At 74.9% G+C, this 20,937-nt stretch carries 24 protein-coding genes; 13 read left to right on the forward strand and 11 right to left on the reverse strand.

All coding sequences use genetic code 11. The annotated features are described in order from the left end of the window. Positions 1-11 precede the first annotated feature (11 nt). Positions 12-410 carry a metalloregulator ArsR/SmtB family transcription factor gene (locus AB0947_RS29870; RefSeq protein WP_366753460.1) on the forward strand — a complete coding sequence of 133 codons (399 nt, stop codon included), beginning with the start codon at positions 12-14 and terminating at the stop codon, positions 408-410. Between the two features lie 39 nt (positions 411-449). Further along, positions 450-998: a hypothetical protein gene (locus tag AB0947_RS29875; protein WP_366753461.1), complete on the forward strand. Its 549-nt coding sequence runs from the start codon at positions 450-452 to the stop codon at positions 996-998. 113 nt (positions 999-1,111) lie between these two features. Here AB0947_RS29875 and AB0947_RS29880 read toward each other — a convergent pair whose 3' ends face one another. Further along, complete coding sequence (locus AB0947_RS29880; RefSeq protein WP_366753462.1) at positions 1,112-2,269, reverse strand: FAD-dependent monooxygenase; 1,158 nt, start codon at positions 2,267-2,269, stop codon at positions 1,112-1,114. 111 nt (positions 2,270-2,380) lie between these two features. Here AB0947_RS29880 and AB0947_RS29885 point away from each other — a divergent pair, with 111 nt between their 5' ends. Next, the gene (locus AB0947_RS29885; RefSeq protein ID WP_366753463.1) at positions 2,381-2,938 is read left to right on the forward strand and encodes a TetR family transcriptional regulator C-terminal domain-containing protein; all 558 of its coding nucleotides are present in this window, start codon (positions 2,381-2,383) and stop codon (positions 2,936-2,938) included. Positions 2,939-3,117: 179 nt separating this feature from the next. On the opposite strand, the gene AB0947_RS29890 is transcribed toward AB0947_RS29885, so the two are convergent. The 4 genes from AB0947_RS29890 to AB0947_RS29905 form a co-directional block, all read right to left on the reverse strand. After that, positions 3,118-4,293, reverse strand: coding sequence for an AI-2E family transporter (locus AB0947_RS29890; RefSeq protein WP_366753464.1), 1,176 nt, complete (start codon positions 4,291-4,293; stop codon positions 3,118-3,120). A 146-nt stretch (positions 4,294-4,439) separates the two neighbouring features. Next, positions 4,440-4,838 (reverse strand): ANTAR domain-containing protein, encoded by a 399-nt coding sequence (locus tag AB0947_RS29895; protein ID WP_366753465.1) that lies wholly within the window; start codon positions 4,836-4,838, stop codon positions 4,440-4,442. Positions 4,839-5,098: 260 nt separating this feature from the next. After that, the gene (locus AB0947_RS29900) at positions 5,099-5,533 is read right to left on the reverse strand and encodes a DUF2267 domain-containing protein (RefSeq protein WP_366753466.1); all 435 of its coding nucleotides are present in this window, start codon (positions 5,531-5,533) and stop codon (positions 5,099-5,101) included. 123 nt (positions 5,534-5,656) lie between these two features. Beyond that, positions 5,657-6,148, reverse strand: a complete 492-nt coding sequence (locus tag AB0947_RS29905; RefSeq protein ID WP_366753467.1) for a DUF1360 domain-containing protein — start codon at positions 6,146-6,148, stop codon at positions 5,657-5,659. Between the two features lie 169 nt (positions 6,149-6,317). Between AB0947_RS29905 and AB0947_RS29910 the strand changes: the two genes are divergently transcribed. From AB0947_RS29910 to hypE, 10 genes are all read left to right on the forward strand, one after another. Next, complete coding sequence (locus AB0947_RS29910) at positions 6,318-7,589, forward strand: FAD-dependent oxidoreductase (protein WP_366753468.1); 1,272 nt, start codon at positions 6,318-6,320, stop codon at positions 7,587-7,589. A gap of 496 nt (positions 7,590-8,085) precedes the next feature. Further along, the gene (locus tag AB0947_RS29915; protein ID WP_366753469.1) at positions 8,086-8,610 is read left to right on the forward strand and encodes a hypothetical protein; all 525 of its coding nucleotides are present in this window, start codon (positions 8,086-8,088) and stop codon (positions 8,608-8,610) included. A 119-nt stretch (positions 8,611-8,729) separates the two neighbouring features. Continuing rightward, entirely contained in the window at positions 8,730-9,098 is a 369-nt protein-coding gene (locus AB0947_RS29920; RefSeq protein ID WP_366753470.1) for a hypothetical protein, read from the forward strand. 66 nt (positions 9,099-9,164) lie between these two features. Next, positions 9,165-10,874: an enoyl-CoA hydratase-related protein gene (locus AB0947_RS29925; protein ID WP_366753471.1), complete on the forward strand. Its 1,710-nt coding sequence runs from the start codon at positions 9,165-9,167 to the stop codon at positions 10,872-10,874. Continuing rightward, positions 10,871-11,449, forward strand: a complete 579-nt coding sequence (locus AB0947_RS29930) for a hydrogenase maturation protease (protein WP_366753472.1) — start codon at positions 10,871-10,873, stop codon at positions 11,447-11,449. The genes AB0947_RS29925 and AB0947_RS29930 overlap by 4 nt, the downstream gene beginning before the upstream one ends. Positions 11,450-11,507: 58 nt before the next feature. Then, on the forward strand, positions 11,508-12,227 hold the full coding sequence (hypB, locus tag AB0947_RS29935; RefSeq protein WP_366753473.1) for a hydrogenase nickel incorporation protein HypB: 720 nt from the start codon (positions 11,508-11,510) through the stop codon (positions 12,225-12,227). Next, complete coding sequence (hypF, locus tag AB0947_RS29940) at positions 12,224-14,623, forward strand: carbamoyltransferase HypF (protein ID WP_366753474.1); 2,400 nt, start codon at positions 12,224-12,226, stop codon at positions 14,621-14,623. Before hypB ends, hypF begins: the two co-directional genes overlap by 4 nt. Positions 14,624-14,626: 3 nt before the next feature. After that, the gene (locus AB0947_RS29945) at positions 14,627-14,917 is read left to right on the forward strand and encodes a HypC/HybG/HupF family hydrogenase formation chaperone (RefSeq protein ID WP_058079171.1); all 291 of its coding nucleotides are present in this window, start codon (positions 14,627-14,629) and stop codon (positions 14,915-14,917) included. Next, positions 14,914-16,059, forward strand: coding sequence for a hydrogenase formation protein HypD (gene hypD, locus AB0947_RS29950; protein ID WP_366753475.1), 1,146 nt, complete (start codon positions 14,914-14,916; stop codon positions 16,057-16,059). The genes AB0947_RS29945 and hypD overlap by 4 nt, the downstream gene beginning before the upstream one ends. Then, a complete protein-coding gene (gene hypE, locus AB0947_RS29955; protein ID WP_366753476.1) occupies positions 16,052-17,131 on the forward strand; it encodes a hydrogenase expression/formation protein HypE in 1,080 nt (359 codons plus the stop codon). Before hypD ends, hypE begins: the two co-directional genes overlap by 8 nt. 20 nt (positions 17,132-17,151) lie before the next feature. Here the strand turns inward: hypE and hypA are convergent, their stop codons facing one another. Genes hypA through AB0947_RS29985 form a run of 6 tightly spaced genes read right to left on the reverse strand, consistent with a single transcriptional unit; the run spans position 17,152 to position 20,902 of the window. Beyond that, positions 17,152-17,508: a hydrogenase maturation nickel metallochaperone HypA gene (gene hypA / locus AB0947_RS29960; RefSeq protein WP_366753477.1), complete on the reverse strand. Its 357-nt coding sequence runs from the start codon at positions 17,506-17,508 to the stop codon at positions 17,152-17,154. A gap of 7 nt (positions 17,509-17,515) precedes the next feature. After that, positions 17,516-17,737 carry a hypothetical protein gene (locus AB0947_RS29965; protein ID WP_366753478.1) on the reverse strand — a complete coding sequence of 74 codons (222 nt, stop codon included), beginning with the start codon at positions 17,735-17,737 and terminating at the stop codon, positions 17,516-17,518. Between the two features lie 7 nt (positions 17,738-17,744). After that, positions 17,745-17,951: a hypothetical protein gene (locus tag AB0947_RS29970; protein ID WP_366753479.1), complete on the reverse strand. Its 207-nt coding sequence runs from the start codon at positions 17,949-17,951 to the stop codon at positions 17,745-17,747. 26 nt (positions 17,952-17,977) lie between these two features. Continuing rightward, positions 17,978-18,565: a DUF5947 family protein gene (locus AB0947_RS29975; protein ID WP_366753480.1), complete on the reverse strand. Its 588-nt coding sequence runs from the start codon at positions 18,563-18,565 to the stop codon at positions 17,978-17,980. Further along, the gene (locus AB0947_RS29980; RefSeq protein ID WP_366753481.1) at positions 18,562-19,110 is read right to left on the reverse strand and encodes a NifU family protein; all 549 of its coding nucleotides are present in this window, start codon (positions 19,108-19,110) and stop codon (positions 18,562-18,564) included. Before AB0947_RS29980 ends, AB0947_RS29975 begins: the two co-directional genes overlap by 4 nt. Then, entirely contained in the window at positions 19,103-20,902 is a 1,800-nt protein-coding gene (locus AB0947_RS29985) for a nickel-dependent hydrogenase large subunit (RefSeq protein ID WP_366753482.1), read from the reverse strand. The genes AB0947_RS29980 and AB0947_RS29985 overlap by 8 nt, the downstream gene beginning before the upstream one ends. Positions 20,903-20,937: the final 35 nt, after the last annotated feature.

Here is a 20,937-nt window from a genome sequence, read left to right on the forward strand (position 1 = left end):
TGATGGCCCGCATGGGCCATGGAGCAACTCCCGCGCGGACGGCGGTTCCCCGTACGCGCCTGGACGCGGACAGCGCCGCGCGCGTGGCGACCACGCTGCAGGCCCTCGCCACGCCGTCCCGGCTCCTGATCCTGTCCCGGCTGCGGGAGGGGCCGTGCGCGGCCACCGAACTCGCCGCCGAGGTCGGCATGGAGCAGTCCGCGTGCTCACACCAGTTGCGGCTGCTGCGCAATCTCGGCCTGGTCGTCGGCCGCCGCCAGGGCCGCTTGGTGATCTACGCCCTGTACGACGGCCATGTCGCCGAACTCCTCGACCAGGCCGTCTATCACATCGAGCACCTGCGCCTGGGCCTGAGCGACGGCGCGGACGCCGGTCTGCCGGAGGAGGCGCCGTCCGGCGCCGCGCGTTAGGGATTCACCGGAAGCACTGCGCGGGAGGGGGACCGGGCGATGGGCTGGGGGACACGCAGCGCCGAAGCGGGCGAGGAGGCGCTGCGCAGGGCGGAACGGGCCGCCGCCGCCCACGGGCTGGGCGAGCGGACGCACACACAGCGCATCGGGAGCCGGACCACCGGTCTGGGCTGCGCGTCGCTGATGCCGGCGCTGCTCTGTCTGCTCTTCGGTGCCGGCATGGTGTCCGGCCCCTACGGTCCCGGGGTGAAGGCCGCCGCCGTCGACCTCCTCGTCCTGGCGGTCGCCCTCCCCGTGGCCGGCTTCGTCGTCGAGGGCCGGCTCACCCACCGGGACACCCGCCTGCACGTGTTCGCCGGGGGCGTCGTCGTGACCGTGGGCGTGACCCGTACCCACGCCCTCGCCTGGCCCGAACTGTCCGTCACCGAGCGGACCGAGACCACCTCCTACGGCCGGAACAGCCACGGCCCCACCATCCACTGGCTGTACCTGGCCGGCCCGGACGGCACCCCGCCGGCCCGGATCAGCACCCGCCACCCCGCCGGCGCGGCCGTCGCCCGCGCGAAGGCCGAGCGGACCGGGACCTGATCGGTCGCACCGGTGCGGGGCGGCCGTGCGGGGGGCGGCCGTGCGGGGGCCGCCGGCTGTCCGGCCCGGGACGAGGCGGCTGCGCCCGTCACCCGAGAGGAGACGGCTGCCCGTCATCCCAGGCGCGGCGGCGTCCAGTCGGCGTGGCGCAGGATCGCCCGTATCGTCACCCGGGACGGGGCCAGGCGCAGCCCGGTGTCGCGCAGGGCCACGGCCAGTGGCTGGGACAGTCGCTGGCCGAGCCGGCCCGCCTGCCGGGCCGCGCGGGCGACCGCCTGGGCGCGGGGGCGGCGCTCGGCGTCGTACCGGGCCAGCGCCGCGCCGACCGAGGCCTCACCGGCCAGCGCGGCGGCCAGGGTGACCGCGTCCTCCAGGGCCTGGCAGGCGCCCTGGCCGAGGTGCGGCGTCATGGCGTGCGCCGCGTCGCCCAGCAGCGCCACCCGTCCCGCCGCGAACGACGGCAACGGCGTGGCCAGTTCGTGGATGTCGTGGTGCAGCACGGCCTGGGGCCGGGTGGCGGCCAGCAGCGCCGGAACCGGGTCGTGCCAGTCGCGGAAGCGGTGGCGGAGCATGCCGAGCGGGTCGGCGTGGCGGACGCCGGGCGGCGCGTTGAGCACCGCGTGCCACTCGGCGCGGCCGTCGGTGAACGCGATGTGCCCGAATTCGGCGCCCCCGCCCCAGGTCAGCTCGAAGTCGGTGGCCACCTCCAGCGGGCCTTCGGTCAGGGCCCGCAGCACCGTCGAACCGGCGTACACCGGACCGGGATGCTCGGGGAACAGCTGCCCGCGCAGCCGGCTGTGCACGCCGTCCGCCGCGACGACCACGTCGGCCTCCAGGACGCCGTCGCCCACCGGCACGCCCACCCGGCCGGGGGCCGAGAGGTCGAGCGTGTCCACGGTCGCGCCGACGAGCAGGCACTCCTCGGGCAGCGCCGCGCGCAGCAGCCGGTGCAGGACCGCGCGCGGGATGCCGACGATGGGGGAGCCCAGCTCACGCTCCAGCAGCGTCCCGTCCATGCGGGACAGCCACCGGCCCGCCGGGGTGCGCGTACCCCCGGTGTACTGCGGGCGCGCCGCCGCCCGGACCGCCGCGCCGACGCCCACCGCGTCCAGCGCGCGCAGCCCGTTGGCGTGCAGCGAGATGCCCGCGCCCGCGTCGGCGAGGACGGCGGCCCGCTCCACCACCCGGACCTCCCAGCCGACCCGGTGCAGGCCCAGTGCCGCGGCCAGCCCGCCGATACCGCCCCCGACCACCACCGCCGTACCGCCCATGCCGGTCCCCTCCCGTGGGTTTCTGCACCTGGGTTTCTACAGCTGTAGAAGCCGTAGGGGCACCCTAGCGCGCCGTTCTACAGACGTAGAAGGCGGGTGTAGAAAGAGGAGGTGGCCACAGACCGACGTACCCTCCTCGCCGACACGGCGATCACCGTGCTCGCCGGCAGCGGCATGCGCGGGCTGACGCACCGCGCCGTGGACCGCGCGGCCCGGCTGCCGTCCGGCACCACCTCCGCGTACTACCGCACCCGTCAGGCCCTCCTCACCGCCCTGGTCCGGCGACTGGTGGCGCTGGACCAGGCGGAGCTCGAGGAGAGGGGCGCCGCCACGCCCGTGCCGCGGACCGCCGGTGAACTGACGGCCGGCATCGCCGCGCTGGTCGAAGCGCGGCTCACCGGAGAGGGGCGCCGGCGGTCCCTCGCCCGCTACGCCTGCGCCGTCGAGAGCGCGCACCACCCCGAACTGCGCGAGATCCTCGTGCCGCGCGAGAACCAGGGGCGGCGGGTCGTGCGCGCGTTCCTCGCCGCGCAGGGCGTCGCGGACCTGGAAGAGCGCACGGTGACCCTGCTGACGTGCGTGGACGGGCTGGTCTTCGACCGCCTGGTGAACGGCGGCAGCGTAGGGGAGGAGGAGATCAGCGGCCTCGTCACGGCAGCGCTCCGCTGAGCGAGGGTGTCGGGGGGTTCTCGGCGCCGTGGTGTGTGGGGTCGGTTCTGGGTCGCCTCGGCGCCTACCGGGTGCCGGGTGCCGGCGTGGTGGTACGGCGAGCGGTGTCCGCGCAGCCGCTCCCGGACGAAGGGGTTGGTCGGCCCTGGGGTTCCGGCATCGTCGCGCGCCGGGTCGCGTCAGGGTGGCACCGCGCGCAGTGTCCGCAGGACCGCCCAGACGACGGAGACCAGGGGGACCGCGACGACGGCGCCGATCACCCCGGCGACGATGCTTCCCGCGATGACCGACACGGCCACGACGAGCGGGTGCAGCCGTACCGCCCAGCTCATCACCACCGGATGCAGCACGTGCCCCTCCAGCTGGCCGATCACCACGATCAGCACCAGCACGCCGGCCGCCGTCAGCGGACCCCGGCCGGCGAGCGCGACGATCGTGGCGACCCCGAGCGCCACCGGTGAGCCCACCAGCGGCACGAACGCCGCGAAGAACTCCAGCAGCGTCAGCGGCAGCGCGAGCGGTACCCGCAGCACCAGCAGGACCACTCCCACCAGGACGGCGTTGGTGGCGGCCACGATGATGATGCCGCGCGTGTACCCCGCGAAGGTCCGCCAGGCCGCCCGCCCCGCCCGGTCCCACACCGGGCGGGCACCGCTCGGCAGCAGCTGGTCCCGTGCCCAGCTCCACAGGCGCTCGCCCGAGTGCAGGAAGAACACCGAGGCGAACAGCGCGAGCGCGACGCCGGTGATCAGCTCGACCACCCGGCCCAGCTCGTTGACCGCGCTGCTGAGCAGGGCGGCCCGGTGCGTGGAGATGTAGTGCGTCACCTGGCTCTGCAGCCCGGAGAGCGCGTCGGAGCTGAGCCGGAACGGCGGCCGGCGCAGCCACTGCTCGATGCGGTGGACCCCGCCCCTGAACTCCTCCGCCAGCCGGGCGGACTCGCCCGCCACCGCGCTGCCCACCAGCGCGAACAGGCCCAGCAGCAGCGCCAGACTGCCCACCAGCGTGATCGCCACGCTCAGCGGTCTCGGCAGGAACCGGCTCAGCAGATCGGTCAGCGGGTGCAGTACGGATGTCACGACCAGCGCCAGGAACAGCGCGACGGCGATGAGCTGGAAGCTGCCGAGGATGCTGAAGACGCCGTAGACGACGATGCCGACGAGGATCAGCCGCCAGGCGTAGGCCGCGGCGACCCGCAGCCATTTCACCGTGCGCTCGGCCGGCGCCGCCCGCTGCTCCGGGCGGGTCACGGACGGCAGCCGCACGGAGTGCGCCGGCCGGCTGCCCAGCACCGCGCGCCCGGCCCGGCGTCCGCCGCCCCGCCCGGCCGCCCGTCGGTGCGCGTCGTCCACCACCGCTCCCGCCTCCTCTCCGCACCGAGCGGCGTCCCCACTGACAGCCGGTCACCTCCACAGCACCGTAAGCACACGACGCGTGAAGGGGCGCGCGGAACGCACCCGGGGTCGGGTCGGGGTCGCCGGCAGGGGCGGGGCGGGTACCTCTAGTGATCGGTCCCGTCACCGTCGGCCGACGCGTGCAGGCTCCCGTTGAGCACCGCGGGCTCCCCGCCGCGGCGGTAGCGGGCGATCGCCTTCCCGAGCTCGATCCGTTCCGGCTCGGGAAGCGTGCCTCCCTGGGCGTAGGCCAGGATGTGCTCGGCGACCGTGCGCAGCTTGACGTTCGTGCGCTGGGAGACGTCCCGCAGCGCACGCCAGGCCTCTTCCGGGGCCATCCGCCCGAGGACGACGACGGCGCCGATCGCCTGGTCGATCAGGGCGTGCGAGGTCACGGCGCGTTGGAGCTGCCGGTTCTCTTCCTGCAACCGGTGGTACTCCGACGCCAGCTCGGTGGCGGAGAGCAGGACCAGCGGCTGATGCCGGGAGAGGGCGAAGAAGGCCATGGAGCACCTTTTCGGGAGGGGAGCGTCACTGCTACGCCTGCCCCCGGTGGGCGCTTGCACACGAATGGAACCGGGCTCGCCCGCCCCGGTCACGGTGGGCGGCCCGCGGTGCGGCGCACGCCGTCCAGGGCGTCCTTCGCCCGGCGCCGCCCTGACGGCCGCGCCGCCTCAGCCCGTCCCGGCCCCGTCAGCCCGGCTGCTCGTGGACCCCGCTCACTGCCGGCCCGGCTCCCTGCCGGCCGGCGACCACGGCATCCCTGTCAGTCCGGCCCCCTCGTGTCCTCGACCGCGCGCTCCACCGGCAGCAGTTCGCGGATGTCGGCCGGCAGCGCCCCGTCCATCCGCTCGGTCAGCTCCGGGGCGAGCGCGGCGTCCAGCACCTCCATCACGGCGGCGGCCTCCCGCAGCGCCGTCTCCTCGTCGGTGCCGGCCCGGACGGCGATGCGTCCGGCGAACGCCGTCAGCCCGAACGGCTCGGCCGCCGTGCCGGAGTCCGGCCCGGCGGACGCGTCGGCCGCCTCCCGCATGGCCGCCGCCATGTCCGGCGGCAGCTGGGCGGCCACGTGCCGTGCCAGCCCGGCCGGCAGCCGTTCCGCCAGGGTGCTCACCACCGCGTGCGCGGCCCGCTCGGCCGCCCCGCGGTCGGGCAGCTGGGCCAGTGCCTGCACCTTTCCGATCATCTCGTCGTGCCGCATGAGACCGGTCCCTTCCGCGCGAAGTGCCGACGGTGCGCCCGCCCGTCCCCCCGGCGCAGCGGCACCGGGCGAGTACCCCGCACCCGCCGGACTACGAACGGCCGGCACCGCCGCCGCCCGGCCTCAGCTCTCCGCCGTCTGCTGCGTCCACGTCCACGCGTACTGCAGCCAGTCCGCCACCGTCAGCGCGCCGAAGCCCCCGCACACCAGCCGGGTGAGGCGGGGAGCCGCCGCGTAGGAGCAGACCAGGGCGCCGGTGGTCCAGGCGGCGACGCAGAACGGGCAGGACACCAGGTCGCCGACCGCGCGCCGGAGGCCGTCGCCGCGGGGCTCGTCCATGACCTCGCTCGCCTCGCCCTCGTCCGCGCGGCGGGTGAACGGCGCCCGCAGGAAACTGGTGATCTTGTCCTTGGCCAGGACCCGCGAGGTCTTGTACGCGGCGGCGCCCAGCAGTGCGACGTCCCAGGGCGGCACCTGCTGCGGCAGGCGTACGCCCCGGCGCCGGGCCAGCAGCGCGAAGGCGCCGGTGCCGGCGAGGAACACGGAGGCGAGGACGGCATAGCCTCCCAGCGGTACCTCGCCCTGGTCGTCGTAGCGTGCGGCGTCCGTGGCCATGCGACCTCCCAGCTCCCGGTGCGTCCCCAGTCCTCCTCAAGGCGCGCAACGGGTTCCCCCGTCCACCGCGGCGACACGTGACGATCCGGTCCGCGAGGGAGTACCCTATTCATCCAGTGATGAATTACTGAGCCGATCACTGCTCTCGACGAGGAAGGGCGGGACCGCCATGGAGAAGACCACCTGCTGTGTCATCGGCGGAGGCCCCGCGGGCATGGTGCTCGCCCTGCTGCTGGCCCGGGCCGGGATCGCGGTGACCGTGCTGGAGAAGCACGCCGACTTCCTGCGCGACTTCCGCGGCGACACCGTCCACCCGTCGACCCTGGCGCTGCTGGACGACCTCGGCCTGGCGGGGGAGTTCGCCCGGCTTCCGCAGCGCCGGGTCCGCACCCTCCAGCTCCCGCTCGGCGCCGGCCGCTCGCCGGTCACCGTGGCGGACCTCTCCGCACTGCCCGGGCCCCACAACTACGTGGCGATGGTGCCCCAGTGGGACCTGCTCGACCTCCTCGCCGACCAGGCCCGCCGCGAGCCGTCCTTCGAACTGAGGATGAACACGGAGGCCACCTCCCTCGTCGTCGAGTCCGGACGGGTCACCGGGGTCCGCTACCGCGGCTCCGACGGCCGCACCGGCGAGCTGCGCGCCCTCCTCACCGTGGCCTGCGACGGCCGCGGTTCGCTGGCCCGCGCCCTCCCCGAACTGGGCCTGCGCCACTTCGCCTGCCCGATGGACGCCTGGTGGTTCCGCCTGCCGCGGCGCGAGGACGACCCGAGCGGGCTCGTCGGCGGCGCCGGCGAGGGCTTCCTCACCGCCATGATCGACCGCGGTGACTACTGGCAGTGCGCCGCGCTCATCCCCAAGGGCACCGACGCCGAGCGCCGCGCCGCCGGCCTGGACCGGTTCCTGGCCGCCTTCGCCGACGCCGTCCCCTGGATCGCCGACCGGACGCACGCGCTGCGCTCCTGGGACGACGTCAAGCTCCTCGACGTCCACCTGGACCGGCTGCGCCGCTGGCACCGCCCCGGTCTGCTGTGCATCGGCGACGCCGCGCACGCCATGTCCCCGGTCTTCGGCATCGGGATCAACCTCGCCGTGCAGGACGCCGTGGCCACCGCCCGCCACCTGGCCGGGCCCCTGAGCCGCGGCACCGTGGGGCCGCGTGACGTACGCGCCGTGCAGCGCCGCCGCCGTCCCACCACGGTCGTCGCCCAGGCGCTGCAACGGGCGGCCCACGCCCGCGTCATCGCGCCGGTCCTGGACGGCCGGCCGCCCCTGGGCGACGCTTGGCGCGCCGAGCGCCTCGCGGCCCTGCTCGGCGACGCGCCGTGGCTGCGCCGCGTCCCCGCCTACTTCATCGCCTACGGCGCCCTGCGGGAACGCCCGCCGAAGGAAGCGGTGCGCCGACGCCCGGCGGGCACACCGGCACGTGGGTCCTCCCGGTGAGGGGTGGGTGGGGTGAGTGTTCGGGGTGAGTGGGTGAGGGTCTCACCTGTCGGTGCGCGGGGCTTCCCGGTGGGTGCGTGGGGGTGCGTGGGGGTCCCCACCGGAGAGGGGCGCACTGGCGGGCGGGTTTTCGCGGTGACGTGGGTGAGGTGGGGGCGGGTGCTCTCGGTAGGTGGCGGCATCGGCTCGCGGATCTTCCCGCTGAGCGCGCGAGGCGCGGGCAGGTGCTCCCGGCGGGCGCGTGATGCGGGGGAGGGTTCTCCCGGTCGGTGCGGGGGGCGGGGCGGCGGGTGCTCCCGGTGAGTGGGGGAGGCGGGGACGGGGCCTCCCCGTGAGTGGCCGCATCGGCACGTGGCTCCCCCCGGTGAGCGCGTGGGGCCGGGGTGAGTGGGTCAGGTCACATATGACCTGGTACGCACCCCCTCCCGGCCGTGACCGGCACCGGGCTACCGTTGCGTGGAGCCCTGAACCCCTTCGCACCTCGGACGGCCCGGCTGTGCTCACTGATCTGTCCCCCCTGATAGCCGCGACGGCACGCTGGCTGACGGTCGCCTACCCGCCGTGCGGCGGCGCGCTGGCCTCCGCGCTGTGCGAGGCGCAGGCCCGGCAGGCGGTGACGGTCGCCGCCTGGCTGCGGTACCCCACGGCGATCGACGCCGGCCTGGTCACCATGGCGGGCCCCGGAGGCGCGGCCCGCCTCGACTGGATCGCCGGCGCCGAGCGGGCCGGCGGGCACCCCGCCGAGGACTGGGCCTGGCGCACCTGGGTGGACGAGGTCGTGGCCAGCTGGGCCGCCGCCCTGCTGACCGACCCCGAGCTGGCCGTCCTGGCCGTCGCCGCACTCGCCGGGAGCGAGCACGCGGCGACGCCGGTCGAGTTCCGCCGGCTGCTCGCCCCCGACGACGGCGACCGCGGCGCGGCGGCCCTGCTCCGCCACCCCGATCTGCTGTGGCCGGTGGCCGAGCTGCACCACGACCAGCTCGTGGACCGCCTGGCGCCCGGGGACACCCTCGCGGCCTGAGACGGCCGGACCGGCCCCCGGGCACGGCGCCGCACCCGGCCGGGCCCCGGTGTCGTACGCCCCCACCGGGGTAGTGCGGAGCTGACGCGTCAGCCGCCCTTCGCGGGAAAGGCTCGGCCATGACGTTCAAGAACCCCGTCCACCGCGGCGGCCCGCGCCGCGGCCGGTTCGAGCAGCTCGCCGAATACGCCTCGAACTTCACCAGCTCACCGCTGTTCTTCCTGTTCTGCCTGGGCCTCGTCAGCTTCTTCGTCGCCTCCCACGTCGCCCACCTGCCGCTGGAGGTGCTGCTCCTCGCGGGCGAGTCCATGACGGCCGTCGCCCTGCTGCTCCTGGCCCTGCTGAAGAACGCCGAGATGCGCGCCGAACACGCGATCCAGCGCAAGCTCGACGCGATCGCCGCCGCGTTGCTGGAGGCGCACCAGGACGACCGCAGCCAGGCCTTCGAGGATCTGCGGAACGCGATCCGGATGGAGGAAGAGACCTGAGCCGGGCCGGTGAAACGCCGCCGCGGTACTTCCCGGCACCCGGGCGAGCGGCGACCATGCCGTGGCATGGACATTCTGCTCGTCGCCAGCGCGTTCAACAGCCTCTCCCAGCGCCTGTACGCCGAACTGTCGGACCTCGGGCACCAGCTGGACGTCGTGCTCGCCGCGCACGGCCCCGACCCGGTCCGGGCCGCCGTGCGCGAGTCGCGCCCCGACCTGATCATCGCGCCGATGCTCCGGACGGCCCTGCCCGAGGACGTGTGGCAGCAGCACACCTGCCTGATCGTGCACCCCGGCCCGCCCGGTGACCGGGGCCCGTCCTCGCTGGACTGGGCCATCGCCGACGGAGCCGGGCAGTGGGGCGTGACCGTGCTCCAGGCCGAGGCGGCGATGGACGCGGGCCCGGTCTGGGCGGCCGAGCCGTTCCCCGTGCCCCCCGTCGGCAAGAGCGACCTGTACCGCAACGAGGCCTCCGACGCCGCCGTCACCGCCGTCCTGACGGCCGTACGGCGCTACGCCGACGGCGGGTACAAGCCGCTGCCGCAGACCGACGAGTCGGTCACCGTCGTCTGGCGGGACGCCTTCCGGCAGGAGCGGCGGCGGATCGACTGGGAGCGCGACGACACCACCACGGTCCTGCGCAAGCTGCGCGGCGCCGACTCCCAGCCCGGCGTCCTGGACGAACTCCACGGCCACGAGGTGTTCCTGCACGGCGGGCACCCCGAGGACGAACTGCGCGGCCGACCCGGCACCCTGCTGGCCCAGCGCGCGGGCGCCGTCTGCCGGGCCACCCGCGACGGCGCGGTCTGGATCCCGGAACTGCGCCCCCGCAAGAGCTCCGGCGACCCGGCGCCCTTCCGCCGCCCGGCCGCCTCCGTCCTCGCCGGGTACCGGCCCGGCCTCGCCCTCCCGGAGGTCCCCGCCCCGCTGGAGCTCCCGGCCGGCCGGCGCACCTGGACCGACATCCGCTACCGGCAGCACGGCGACACCGGCTTCCTCGCCTTCTCCTTTCCGGGCGGCGCGATGAGCACCGACCAGTGCCGCAGACTGCTCGCCGCCTACACCGAGGCGCTCACCCGCCCCACCCGCGTCCTCGTCCTCGGCGGCACCCGCGACTTCTTCTCCAACGGCATCCACCTGAACGTCATCGAGGCGGCCCCCGACCCGGCCCAGGAGTCCTGGACCAACCTCAACGCCATGGACGACCTCGTGGAGGCCGTGCTGCGCACCACCGACCGGCTGGTCGTCGCCGCGCTCGGCGGCAACGCGGCGGCCGGCGGCGCCATGCTGGCCCTCGCCGCCGACGAGGTGTGGTGCCGCGCCGGCGTCGTCCTCAACCCGCACTACCGGCGCATGGGCCTGTACGGCTCCGAGTTCTGGACGTACACCCTGCCGCGCCGTGTCGGCCCGGAGCAGGCCGGGCGGCTGACGACGCAGGCCCTGCCGGTCAGCGCCGCCACCGCGGCACGGCTCGGCCTCGTGGACCGGCTGGTGCCGGCCGCGCCGGGGGACTTCGCCGCCGAGGTCGGGCGACTGGCGACGGGGCTCGCCGCCGCCGGGGACCTGGACCGGCGGATCGCCGCCAAGGCGGCGGCCCGCGCCGCCGACGAGCGGGACCGGCCCCTCGCCCGGTACCGGGAGGCGGAACTGGCCCGTATGCACGCCCTCTTCTTCGACCCCGAGGCCCCCTACCACGCCCTGCGCTCGGCCTTCGTCCGCAAGACACCGGGCGGCTCCGCCCGGCCCCTCGCCCCGGCCGCCGCGGGCGCCCGGTGACGGCGCGCCTGCTGGTGGCCGGTGTCGGCAACATCTTCCTCGGCGACGACGCCTTCGGCCCCGAGGTGATCCGCGCACTGGACCAGCGCCCGCTGCCCCCCGGGGCACGGGTCCGCGACTACGGCATCCGCGGCCTGGACCTCGCCTACGACCTGCTGTCCGGCTGCGCCACCGCCGTCCTCGTCGACGCGGCCCCGCGCGGGCACCGCCCCGGCGCCCTCTCCCTGATCGAGGCCGAACCCCCCGACGGGACCGTCGTGCCCGAGGCCCACGGCATGGACCCGGCGAAGGTGCTGGCCCTGGCCGCCCACCTGGGTGACGAGCCCCTGCCCCGGGTCCTCGTCCTCGCCTGCGAACCCGGCGTCCTGCCGGACGGCGACGACCTCCTGCCCGGACTCAGCGCGCCGGTGCGGGAAGCAGTCGGCCGGGCCGTCGACGCGCTGCACGCGCTCGTCCCCGCCCTCCTCACCGACCCCGCCGGACCCCTGCCCCCGTTGGGCTGCCCGGTGGAATCCGGGACCCCGCACGCGGCTGCGCTGCCGGGCACGGCGCCCGGCGCGGCCCAAGATCGGTGACACCCCCGGGCCGCACCGCACGCGGCCCGGGCACCACCGCACCCGAGGAGCACCGCCCATGTGCCGGTCCGACGTCAAACAGGCCGTGCTGGCGAAGAACGACGGCCTGGCCGCGAGCCTGCGCGACGACCTCGCCCGGCAGGGCGTCACCCTCGTCAACCTGCTGTCCAGCCCGGGCAGCGGCAAGACCGAACTCCTCGCCCGGGTGCTCGCCCGCGCCGGGGAGCGGGGCGTCCCGGTGGCCGCGCTCACCGCGGACCTCGCGACCGAGAACGACGCCGTCCGGCTCGCCCGGTCCGGCGCGCCCGTCCAGCAGCTGCTCACCGACGGCCTGTGCCACCTGGAGGCCCGCCAGGTCGGCGCCCGGCTCACCGGCTGGCTGCCGCCGGACACCTCCGTGCTCTTCGTGGAGAACGTCGGCAACCTGGTCTGCCCGGCCGCGTACGACCTCGGGGAGACCCTGCGGATCGTGCTGATGGCGGTCACCGAGGGCGAGGACAAGCCGCTGAAGTACCCGACCGCGTTCGGCTCCGCGCACCTCGTCGTGATCACCAAGACCGACCTCGCCGGACCGGCCGGCTTCGACGAGAGCCTCTTCCACGAGAACGTGCACCAGGTCAACCCGGGCGTGGAGATCATCCGGTCCTGCGCCCGCACCGGCACCGGCGTCGGCGCCCTCCTCGACCGCGCCCTCGCCGCCCGCGACGGCGCCCCGCCGCACCGCCCGCCGCTCGCCCCGCACCCGCACCACCACCCCGCCTCCGCCCCCGTCTCGTGACCGCGCCCGTCACCCGTCCGGTCCGCCGCCGGATCACGGTGCGCGGCACGGTCCAGGGCGTCGGCTTCCGGCCGTACGTGCACCGGCTGGCCGCCGGGCTCGCGCTGACCGGGTTCGTGAGCAACACCGCGGACGGCGTCCTCATCGAGGTCGAGGGCCCGCCGGACGACGTGGACCGGTTCGCCGTCCGGCTGACCGAGCAGCCGCCCCCGCTCGCGACCGTGACCGGCGTCGGCAGTGAGGACGTCCCCGCCACCGGCGCCACCGCCCCCTTCACCATCCGCCCCACCGAGCGCTCCCCGGGCCGCACCCAGCTCCCGCCCGACACCGCGACCTGCGCCGACTGCCTGCGCGAACTCGCCGCCCCCGGCGACCGACGGCACCGCCACCCCTTCGTCACCTGCACCCACTGCGGCCCCCGCTTCACCATCGCCACCGGGATGCCGTACGACCGGCCGGCCACCACCATGGCCGGCTTCCCGATGTGCCCCGCCTGCGCCCGCGAGTACGGCGACCCGGCCGACCGCCGCTTCCACGCCCAGCCCGTCGCCTGCCCGCACTGCGGCCCGCGCCTCTCCCTCGTCCCGGCCGCGGGCCTCGGCGTCCGCCCGGCCCGGGACGCGAAGGCCCTCGCGACGGCACGGGCACTGCTCGCCGCCGGGCACGTCGTCGCCGTCAAGGGCGTCGGCGGCTACCACCTGGCCTGCGACGCGACCGACCCCCGGGCCGTCGCCACCCTGCGCCGCCGCAAGGAGCGGGGCGAGAAGGCGTTCGCCGTGATGTGCGCCGACCTGGAGACGGCGGAACGCGTCGCGGTGCTCCGCGCCGCCGAACGGGCCGCGCTCACCAGCGCCCGCCGCCCCATCGTCCTGCTGCGCCGCCGCACACCCCCGGACGGCCTCCGCCTCGCCGACCAGGTCTGCCCCGGCAGCCCGCACGTGGGCCTGCTGCTGCCCTACACCCCCCTGCACACCCTCCTGCTCGGCCTGCCCGGCGACCCGCCCGGCCCCCGCGCCCTGGTCATGACCAGCGGCAACCGCTCCGGCGAGCCCATCGTCACCGACGACGCCGAGGCGCTGACCCGGCTCGCCGGACTCGCCGACGCCTGGCTCACCCACGACCGGCCCATCGCCTCCCCCTGCGACGACTCCCTGCTGCGCGTCCGCCCCGACGGCACCGAACAGGTCCTGCGGCGCTCGCGCGGCTACGTCCCGCGCCCGCTGCGCCTCCCGCTCCCGGTCCGCCCCACGCTCGCCACCGGCGGCGACCTGAAGAACGCGCTGTGCCTCGGAGAGGGCGACCAGGCCTGGTTCGGCCCGCACATCGGCGACCTCGGTGACCTGGCCGGCCTCGCCGCCGCGGAACGCGCCGAACGGCACCTCACCGTCCTCACCGGGGTCGCCCCCCGGCTGGCGGCCGCCGACCGCCACCCCGGCTACCACTCGACCCGCCGGGCCGCCCGCCTCGGCCTCGGCGCACCGGTGCTGGTCCAGCACCACCACGCCCACATCGCCTCGGCGATGGCCGAACACGGCCTCGACGGCCGCACACCCGTGATCGGCGTCGCCTTCGACGGCACCGGGTACGGCGACGACGGCACGGTGTGGGGCGGCGAGATCCTGCTCGCCGACTACACCGGCTACCGCCGCTTCGCCCGTCTCACCCCCGCCCCGCTGCCCGGCGGCGACACCGGCGTCGCCAACCCCTGCCGGCTGGCGCTGGCCCGGCTGTGGGCGGCCGGACTGCCGTGGGAACCCGCACTGCCGAGCGTCCAGGCGTGCACCGCGACCGAACTCAACGTACTGCGGCAGCAGTTGAGGCGCGGACTGGCCTGTGTGCCGACCTCCGGCATGGGACGGCTCTTCGACGCCGTGTCGTCCCTCGTGGGGCTGTGCCACCGCGCCGGCTACGAGGCACAGGCGGCGCTGGAACTGGAGGCGGCGGCACTGAGGGCCTGGGACGCGGACACCGGCGCCTACGCGTTCGGTCTCACCCCGCTCTCCGGCACCGGCACCGGCACCCCGTGGCGCCGGTCGCCGGGCCGGCGGACCCCGGCCCCCGCCTGGGAGATGGACCCGGCCCCCGCCCTCCGCGCCCTGCTGCACGACCGGGCCCGCCACACGCCCGTGCCCGTCCTGGCCGCCCGCTTCCACCGGGGCGTCGCCCGGGCGGTGGCACACCTCAGCCGCCGGGCCCGCGCGGAGACCGGCCTCACCACCGTCGCCCTGACCGGCGGTGTCTTCGCCAACGCCCTGCTGGAGGCGGAGACCGCCGCGCTGCTCATCGCGGCCGGCCTCACCGTCCTCCGGCACGGCGAAGTCCCCCCGAACGACGGCGGTCTGGCACTCGGCCAGCTGATGGTCGCGGGAACAGCAGTCCACCACGAGACGGAGTGACCCATGTGTCTGGCAGTGCCCGGCAAGGTCGTGTCCATCGACCACCGTGCCGACCCGCTCACCGGCCTGATCGACTTCGGCGGCGTACAGAAACAGGCCTGCCTGGAGTACCTGCCCGACATCCAGGTGGGGGAGTACGTCATCGTCCACGTCGGCTTCGCGCTCCAGCGCCTCGACGAGGAGTCGGCCCGCGCGTCCCTGGAGCTGTTCGGCCAGCTGGGACTGCTGGAGGAGGAGTTCGGTGACGCCTGGGAGCAGGCGGCACGTCAGGAGAGCGGCACGGAGGCCCGGTGAAGTACATCGACGAGTTCAACGACCCTGAGCTGGCGCGGCGGCTGCTGGACGAGATCCACGCCACCGTCACCCGGCCCTGGGCCCTGATGGAGGTCTGCGGCGGCCAGACCCACTCCATCATCCGCCACGGCATCGACCAACTCCTCCCGAAGGAAGTCGAGTTGATTCACGGACCCGGCTGCCCGGTGTGCGTGACCCCCCTCGACGTCATCGACAAGGCCCTGGAGATCGCCGCACGCCCCGACGTCGTCTTCTGCTCCTTCGGCGACATGCTGCGCGTGCCCGGAACCGGCCGGGACCTGTTCCGGGTCAAGGGCGAGGGAGGCGACGTACGGGTCGTCTACTCACCGCTGGACGCCGTGGAGCTGGCCCGCAGACACCCCGACCGGCAGGTCGTGTTCTTCGCCATCGGCTTCGAGACGACCGCCCCCGCCAACGCCATGGCCGTCCACCAGGCCCGCCGCCTGGGCCTGGCCAACTTCAGCCTGCTGGTGTCCCACGTCCGGGTCCCCCCGGCGATCGAGGCCATCATGGCCGCCCCCGCCTGCCGGGTGCGGGGCTTCCTCGCCGCCGGGCACGTGTGCAGCGTGATGGGCACCGCCGAGTACCCGGACCTCGCCGAACGGCACCGCGTCCCGATCGTCGTCACCGGCTTCGAACCACTCGACATCCTCGAAGGCGTCCGGCGCGCCGTCCACCAGCTGGAGCGCGGCGAGCACCGGGTGGAGAACGCCTACCCCCGCGCCGTACGCGACCAGGGCAACCCGGCAGCGGTCCGCATGATCGAGGAGGTCTTCGAGGTCACCGACCGCAACTGGCGGGGCATCGGCCGCATCCCGGCCAGCGGCTGGCGGCTGTCCGACGCCTTCCGCGCCTACGACGCCGAACACCGCTTCGACGTCACCGGCATCCGCACCGAGGAACCCGCCGTGTGCCGCGCCGGCGACGTCCTGCAAGGGCTCATCAAGCCCACCGAGTGCGCCGCGTTCGGCACGGCCTGCACCCCGCGCACCCCGCTCGGCGCCACCATGGTCTCCAGCGAGGGCGCCTGCGCGGCCTACTACCTGTACCGCAGGATGACCGACAGCCCGGCACCACAGGGATCCCGCATCCCGCGCGAGGAGATGAACCCCGTTGGCTGACCTCGCCACCCCGGACACCGCCCCCGTCGACCCCGCGAACTGGACCTGCCCCGCACCCCTGCGCGACCAGCCGGTCGTCGTCATGGGCCACGGGGGAGGCGGCGCCCTGTCGGCGGAACTGATCGAGCAGGTCTTCGCCCCCGCCTACGGCAACCCCACGCTCGCGGCGCTCACCGACTCGGCCGTCCTCGGCCTCGGCGGCGCCCGCCTGGCCTTCTCCACCGACTCCTACGTCGTACGCCCGCTGTTCTTCCCCGGTGGCTGCCTCGGTGACCTCGCCGTCAACGGCACGGTCAACGACCTGGCGATGAGCGGCGCCCGGCCCACCCACCTCTCCGCGGCCTTCATCCTGGAGGAGGGCGTGGAACTGGCCGTGGTCGAGCGCGTCGCCCGCGCCATGGGCGACGCGGCCCGGGCCGCAGGCGTCACCATCGCCACCGGCGACACCAAGGTGGTCGAGTCCGGGCACGGCGACGGCGTCTACGTCACCACCGCCGGCGTCGGCCTCGTCCCCGAGGGAGTCGACATCCGGCCGCAGCGCGCCCGGCCCGGCGACGCCGTCCTCGTCAGCGGACCGATCGGCCTGCACGGCGTGGCCGTCCTGAGCGTCCGCGAGGGCCTGGAGTTCGGCGTCGAGATCACCTCCGACACCGCACCGCTCGCGGACCTGGTGGCGGCCATGCTGGCGGTCACCCCGGACGTCCACGTGCTGCGCGACCCCACCCGCGGCGGCCTCGGCGCGTCCCTCAACGAGATCGCCCGCGCCTCCGGCACCGGCGTACGGCTGCGGGAGCGGGCCGTGCCGGTCCCGGACGAGGTCGCGAACGCCTGCGGCTTCCTGGGCCTCGACCCGCTGTACGTCGCCAACGAGGGACGGCTCGTCGCCTTCGTCCCCGCCGAGCACGCCGAGGCCGTCCTGGCCGCCATGCGCGCCCACCCGCAGGGCAGCGGCGCCGCCCGCGTCGGCGAGTGCGTCGCGGACCACCCCGGCATGGTCGTCGTCGCCACCGGCCTCGGCGGCACCCGCGTGCTGGACCTGCCGCTGGGCGAGCAGCTGCCCCGGATCTGCTGAGGAAGCCCCCGGCCCCGCCGTCAGGCTGGGGCCGGGGCCGCCTCCACGTCCGTGATCTCCAGCTCCCTGCCGCCGAGCAGCTCCTGCGAGGGCCGGTCGCAGCGCGGGCACCAGAAGAACGGCGGCATGCCGAGCGCGAACTCCTCGGCACACCCGCCGCACCAGGCCCGCGCCGTCACCTGCTCCACCACGAGCCGGGCCCCGGCGAGCGCCGTGCCGTCGCGGGCCACCTCGAAGGCGAAGTGCAGCGCGTCCGGCACGACACCGGCCAGCTCCCCGACCCGGACGGTCACCGAGGCCACACCGGTCACGCCGTCCGCGCGGGCGATCTCCGCCGCCTGTTCCACGATCGCGGTCGCGATCGACAGCTCGTGCACGGCCGGCTCAGCGCGGGCGCCTGGCGCCGGAGCGCAGGTTGACCATGCGCCAGATGCGCACCTCGCGGACGATGCCGGGGAGTTCGAGGACGAGCAGCCCGAGCGTGAGGGCGCCGAGCGCGGCGCCCTGTGCGATCAGCACGCGCCGCGCCGTCGTTCCCGTCCGCACCGGCCCGGCCGCCGTGTCCGCCGGCCGCCTCCTCATCGCGATGCCCTTGTGCTGTCTCATCCTGTCCTCATCCCGGGGAGATGTTCGGCATGATCTTCATGATGGCGTTGTGCCGCTTCCAGTGGACCCCGGTGGAACGGCGCGCGTCGGACGTGCCGTCCTCGTGGTGTCCCGTCTGGTCCTCGTAGGGCCCCTTGTTGCCCTGGTGCAGCCCGCGCACATGGACCGGTGTGTCGGGCCTCGCCTGGGGGCGGCCCACTCGGATGGCGCTCATCGGTTCTCTCCTCTCCTGCCGGGCCCTCACGGCCGCTCGGTGAGCTCCGCGAAGAACCGCTCCACGGCCGGCCAGACCCGGCCGCCTCCGGCGAGGCCGCGCCACTCGCGGCGGACCAGCGCGACCATCCGGAAGCAGTCGTCCACCGGCACGATCCAGTGGTGGTCCAGGCCCCGCACGGTGTTCACCAACAGAGCCTCCACCTCGGGTGCCATGGTCGCCAGCGGAGGACACGCGCCGCACATCTCGGCCCAGCGGTCCGCCTCCACCTCCCAGCGCATCGCCCCGGCCGGGCTCGGGCCCTGCGCGGTGACCGTGCCGTCGGCACGCGGGACGAAGAACACCAGCCCGACCGGCACCCCGAGCGGCTCGGTGTCCACCGGGGCCAGCCGCACCCGGCGGCTCGGCACCATCAGGTACCGGCCGCCGCCCGCGCCCTCACCGGCGAACAGCACCGCACACGCCCGGCAGGCGCACAGCAGCTCCTCGCGGTCGGCGGCGTACAGATGGCGGTGCTCCTCCGGCACGGCCTGTGCGCACAGGTCGCACCGCTCGGGGCCGTCCCGTCCGGCGGCCGAGCGGATGACCCGGGCCAGCGCGCCGTCCGCCCTCACCGCGCCTCCCGCACCATCAGCGAGTGAAGCGGTACGAAGGCGGGCGCGGCCGGCGCGGTCAGCTGCTCGACCGCCGTCAGCTCGGGGGCGGCCGCCAGCACGGCCTCCCGTACGGCGTCGGCGACCGTCGGCCCGCCGCCGCAGCCGGACCCGCAGCCACCCGCCTCCGTGACCCGCACCCGGGCCACCTGCCCGTCGACGCCGACCAGTTCGACGTCGCCGCCGCGCTCGCGCACCGCCGGCCGCAGCCGGTCCACGGCGCGCTCGGCCCGCCGCGCGGGCGGCTCGGGGTGCAGCCCGTGCAGCACCAGCAGATGCCCCAGCAGCTCGTCCTCGGCCAGCCGCCCGGCCGGCTGTCCACCGGTCGCGTCGAGCACCCGGGCCAGGGCCTCGCCGTACACCTCGGTCAGCAGGCGCACGGCCTCGACGGCGTTGCCCGCCGCGGGGCCGGGCGCGGACTCCAGCCCGGCCAGCAGCTCGTCCAGCCGGGCCAGCCGCGCCTCGACCGCCGGGTCCGCGAGCCGGCCCGCGTCGGCGTCAGCCATGGTTCGCCCCGTACGTCGGCGAGTGCACGGTGGTGAGCGTCCTGCCCTTGCCCATGTACATGTGCACTCCGCACGGCAGACAGGGGTCGAAGCTGCGCACGGTGCGCATGATGTCGACGCCCTTGAAGTCGTCGGGACCGTTCTCCTCGAAGATCGGCTGGCCCTGCACGGCGTCCTCGTACGGGCCCGGGGTGCCGTAGATGTCGCGCGGGCTGGCGTTCCACGGGGTGGGCGGGTACGGGTGGTAGTTGGCGATCTTCTGGTCCCTGATCACCAGGTGGTGCGAGAGGACACCGCGCACCGCCTCGTGGAAGCCGCAGCCGATCGCCTCGTCCGGCACCTCGTAGTTCTCGAAGATCTTCGTTTCGCCGGCCCGCAGCAGCGCCATCGACTCCTCCAGGAACTGCAGGGCCATGGCGGCGGCGTAGGCGACGAAGTAGGGCCGGGCGCGGTCCCGTTCGATGGTGTTGCTCCACTTGGGGATGCGCCACTCCAGGGTGGTCTCCGGCAGTTCCTGCCCCCGGGGCAGGGAGATGCGCACGCTGTCGCCGGTGGCCTTGACGTACGGCGTGTCGACCAGGGCGTTCAGCGCGGTCGACCACAGCCGGGCGAGCGGGCCGCCGCCGGTGTCCAGCGCCAGGTGCTGACCGGTCTCGGGGTGGTACCAGCGCGGGCTCATCACCCAGCTGTAGTTGCCGGCGAAGTCCCGTTTCTGCGGCACCGGGACGGTGGTCTGGTTCCAGGGGTGCCGCATGTCGACGGGGTTGCCGAGCGGGTCGTGGGTGACGAACGGCTGCTCGTTGACCCAGTCGTCGTAGAAGGAGCTGCCCAGCAGGACGCGCAGGCCGAGGTTGATGTCGATCAGGTTGTTGGTGACGAGCTTGCCGTCCACGATGATGCCCGGGGTGACGTACATCGCCTTGCCCCAGCGGTCCATGTTCTCGTACCGGTAGTCGACCACGTCCGGGTTCTGCCAGGCGCCCCAGCAGCCCAGCATGATGCGGCGCCTGCCGACCTCCTCGTAGCCCGGCAGGGCCTCGTAGAAGAAGTCGAAGACGTCGTCGTTCATCGCCACCGCCTTCTTCACGAAGTCGATGACGCGCATCAGCCGGGCGAGGTAGTCGGTGAAGGTGTTCGGCTGCGGCATCGTGCCGACGCCGCCCGGGTACAGCGTGGAGGGGTGGACGTGCCGCCCCTCCATCAGGCAGAACATCTCCCGGGTGACCCGGCTGACCTTCAGCGCCTCCTTGTAGACCTCGCCCTCGAAGGGGTTGAAGGCCCGCATGATGTCGGCGATCGTCCGGTAGCCGTGGATGTCCCCGCGGGGTGCGTCGGTGCGCTCGGCGCGGGCCAGCACACCGGGGTTGGTCGCCTTGACCATCGCCTCGCAGAAGTCCACGAAGACCAGGTTGTCCTGGAAGATCGTGTGGTCGAACATGTACTCGGCCGCTTCGCCCAGGTTGGTGATCTGCTCGGCCATCCGCGGCGGCTTGACGCCGTAGGCCATCTGCTGGGCGTAATTGGAGCACGTGGTGTGGTTGTCGCCGCAGATGCCGCAGATCCGGGAGGTGATGAACCCGGCGTCGCGCGGGTCCTTGCCCTTCATGAACACCGAGTAGCCCCGGAAGAGCGACGAGGTGCTGTGGCACTCCACGACTTCCTGGTTGGCGAAGTCGATCTTCGTGTAGATGCCGAGGTTGCCGATGATCCGGGTGATCGGGTCCCAGGACATGTCCACGATCTGCGCGGGCTTGCGCCCCGTGACCCGGGTCGGGTCCTCGGTGGTCGTCATGTCGCTTCCTGCCCCTCGTTCGTCGTAGGCGTGGG

The sequence above is a fragment of the Streptomyces sp. NPDC047841 genome (genome assembly GCF_040704085.1).
Classification (GTDB): Bacteria; Actinomycetota; Actinomycetes; order Streptomycetales; family Streptomycetaceae; genus Streptomyces; species Streptomyces argyrophylli.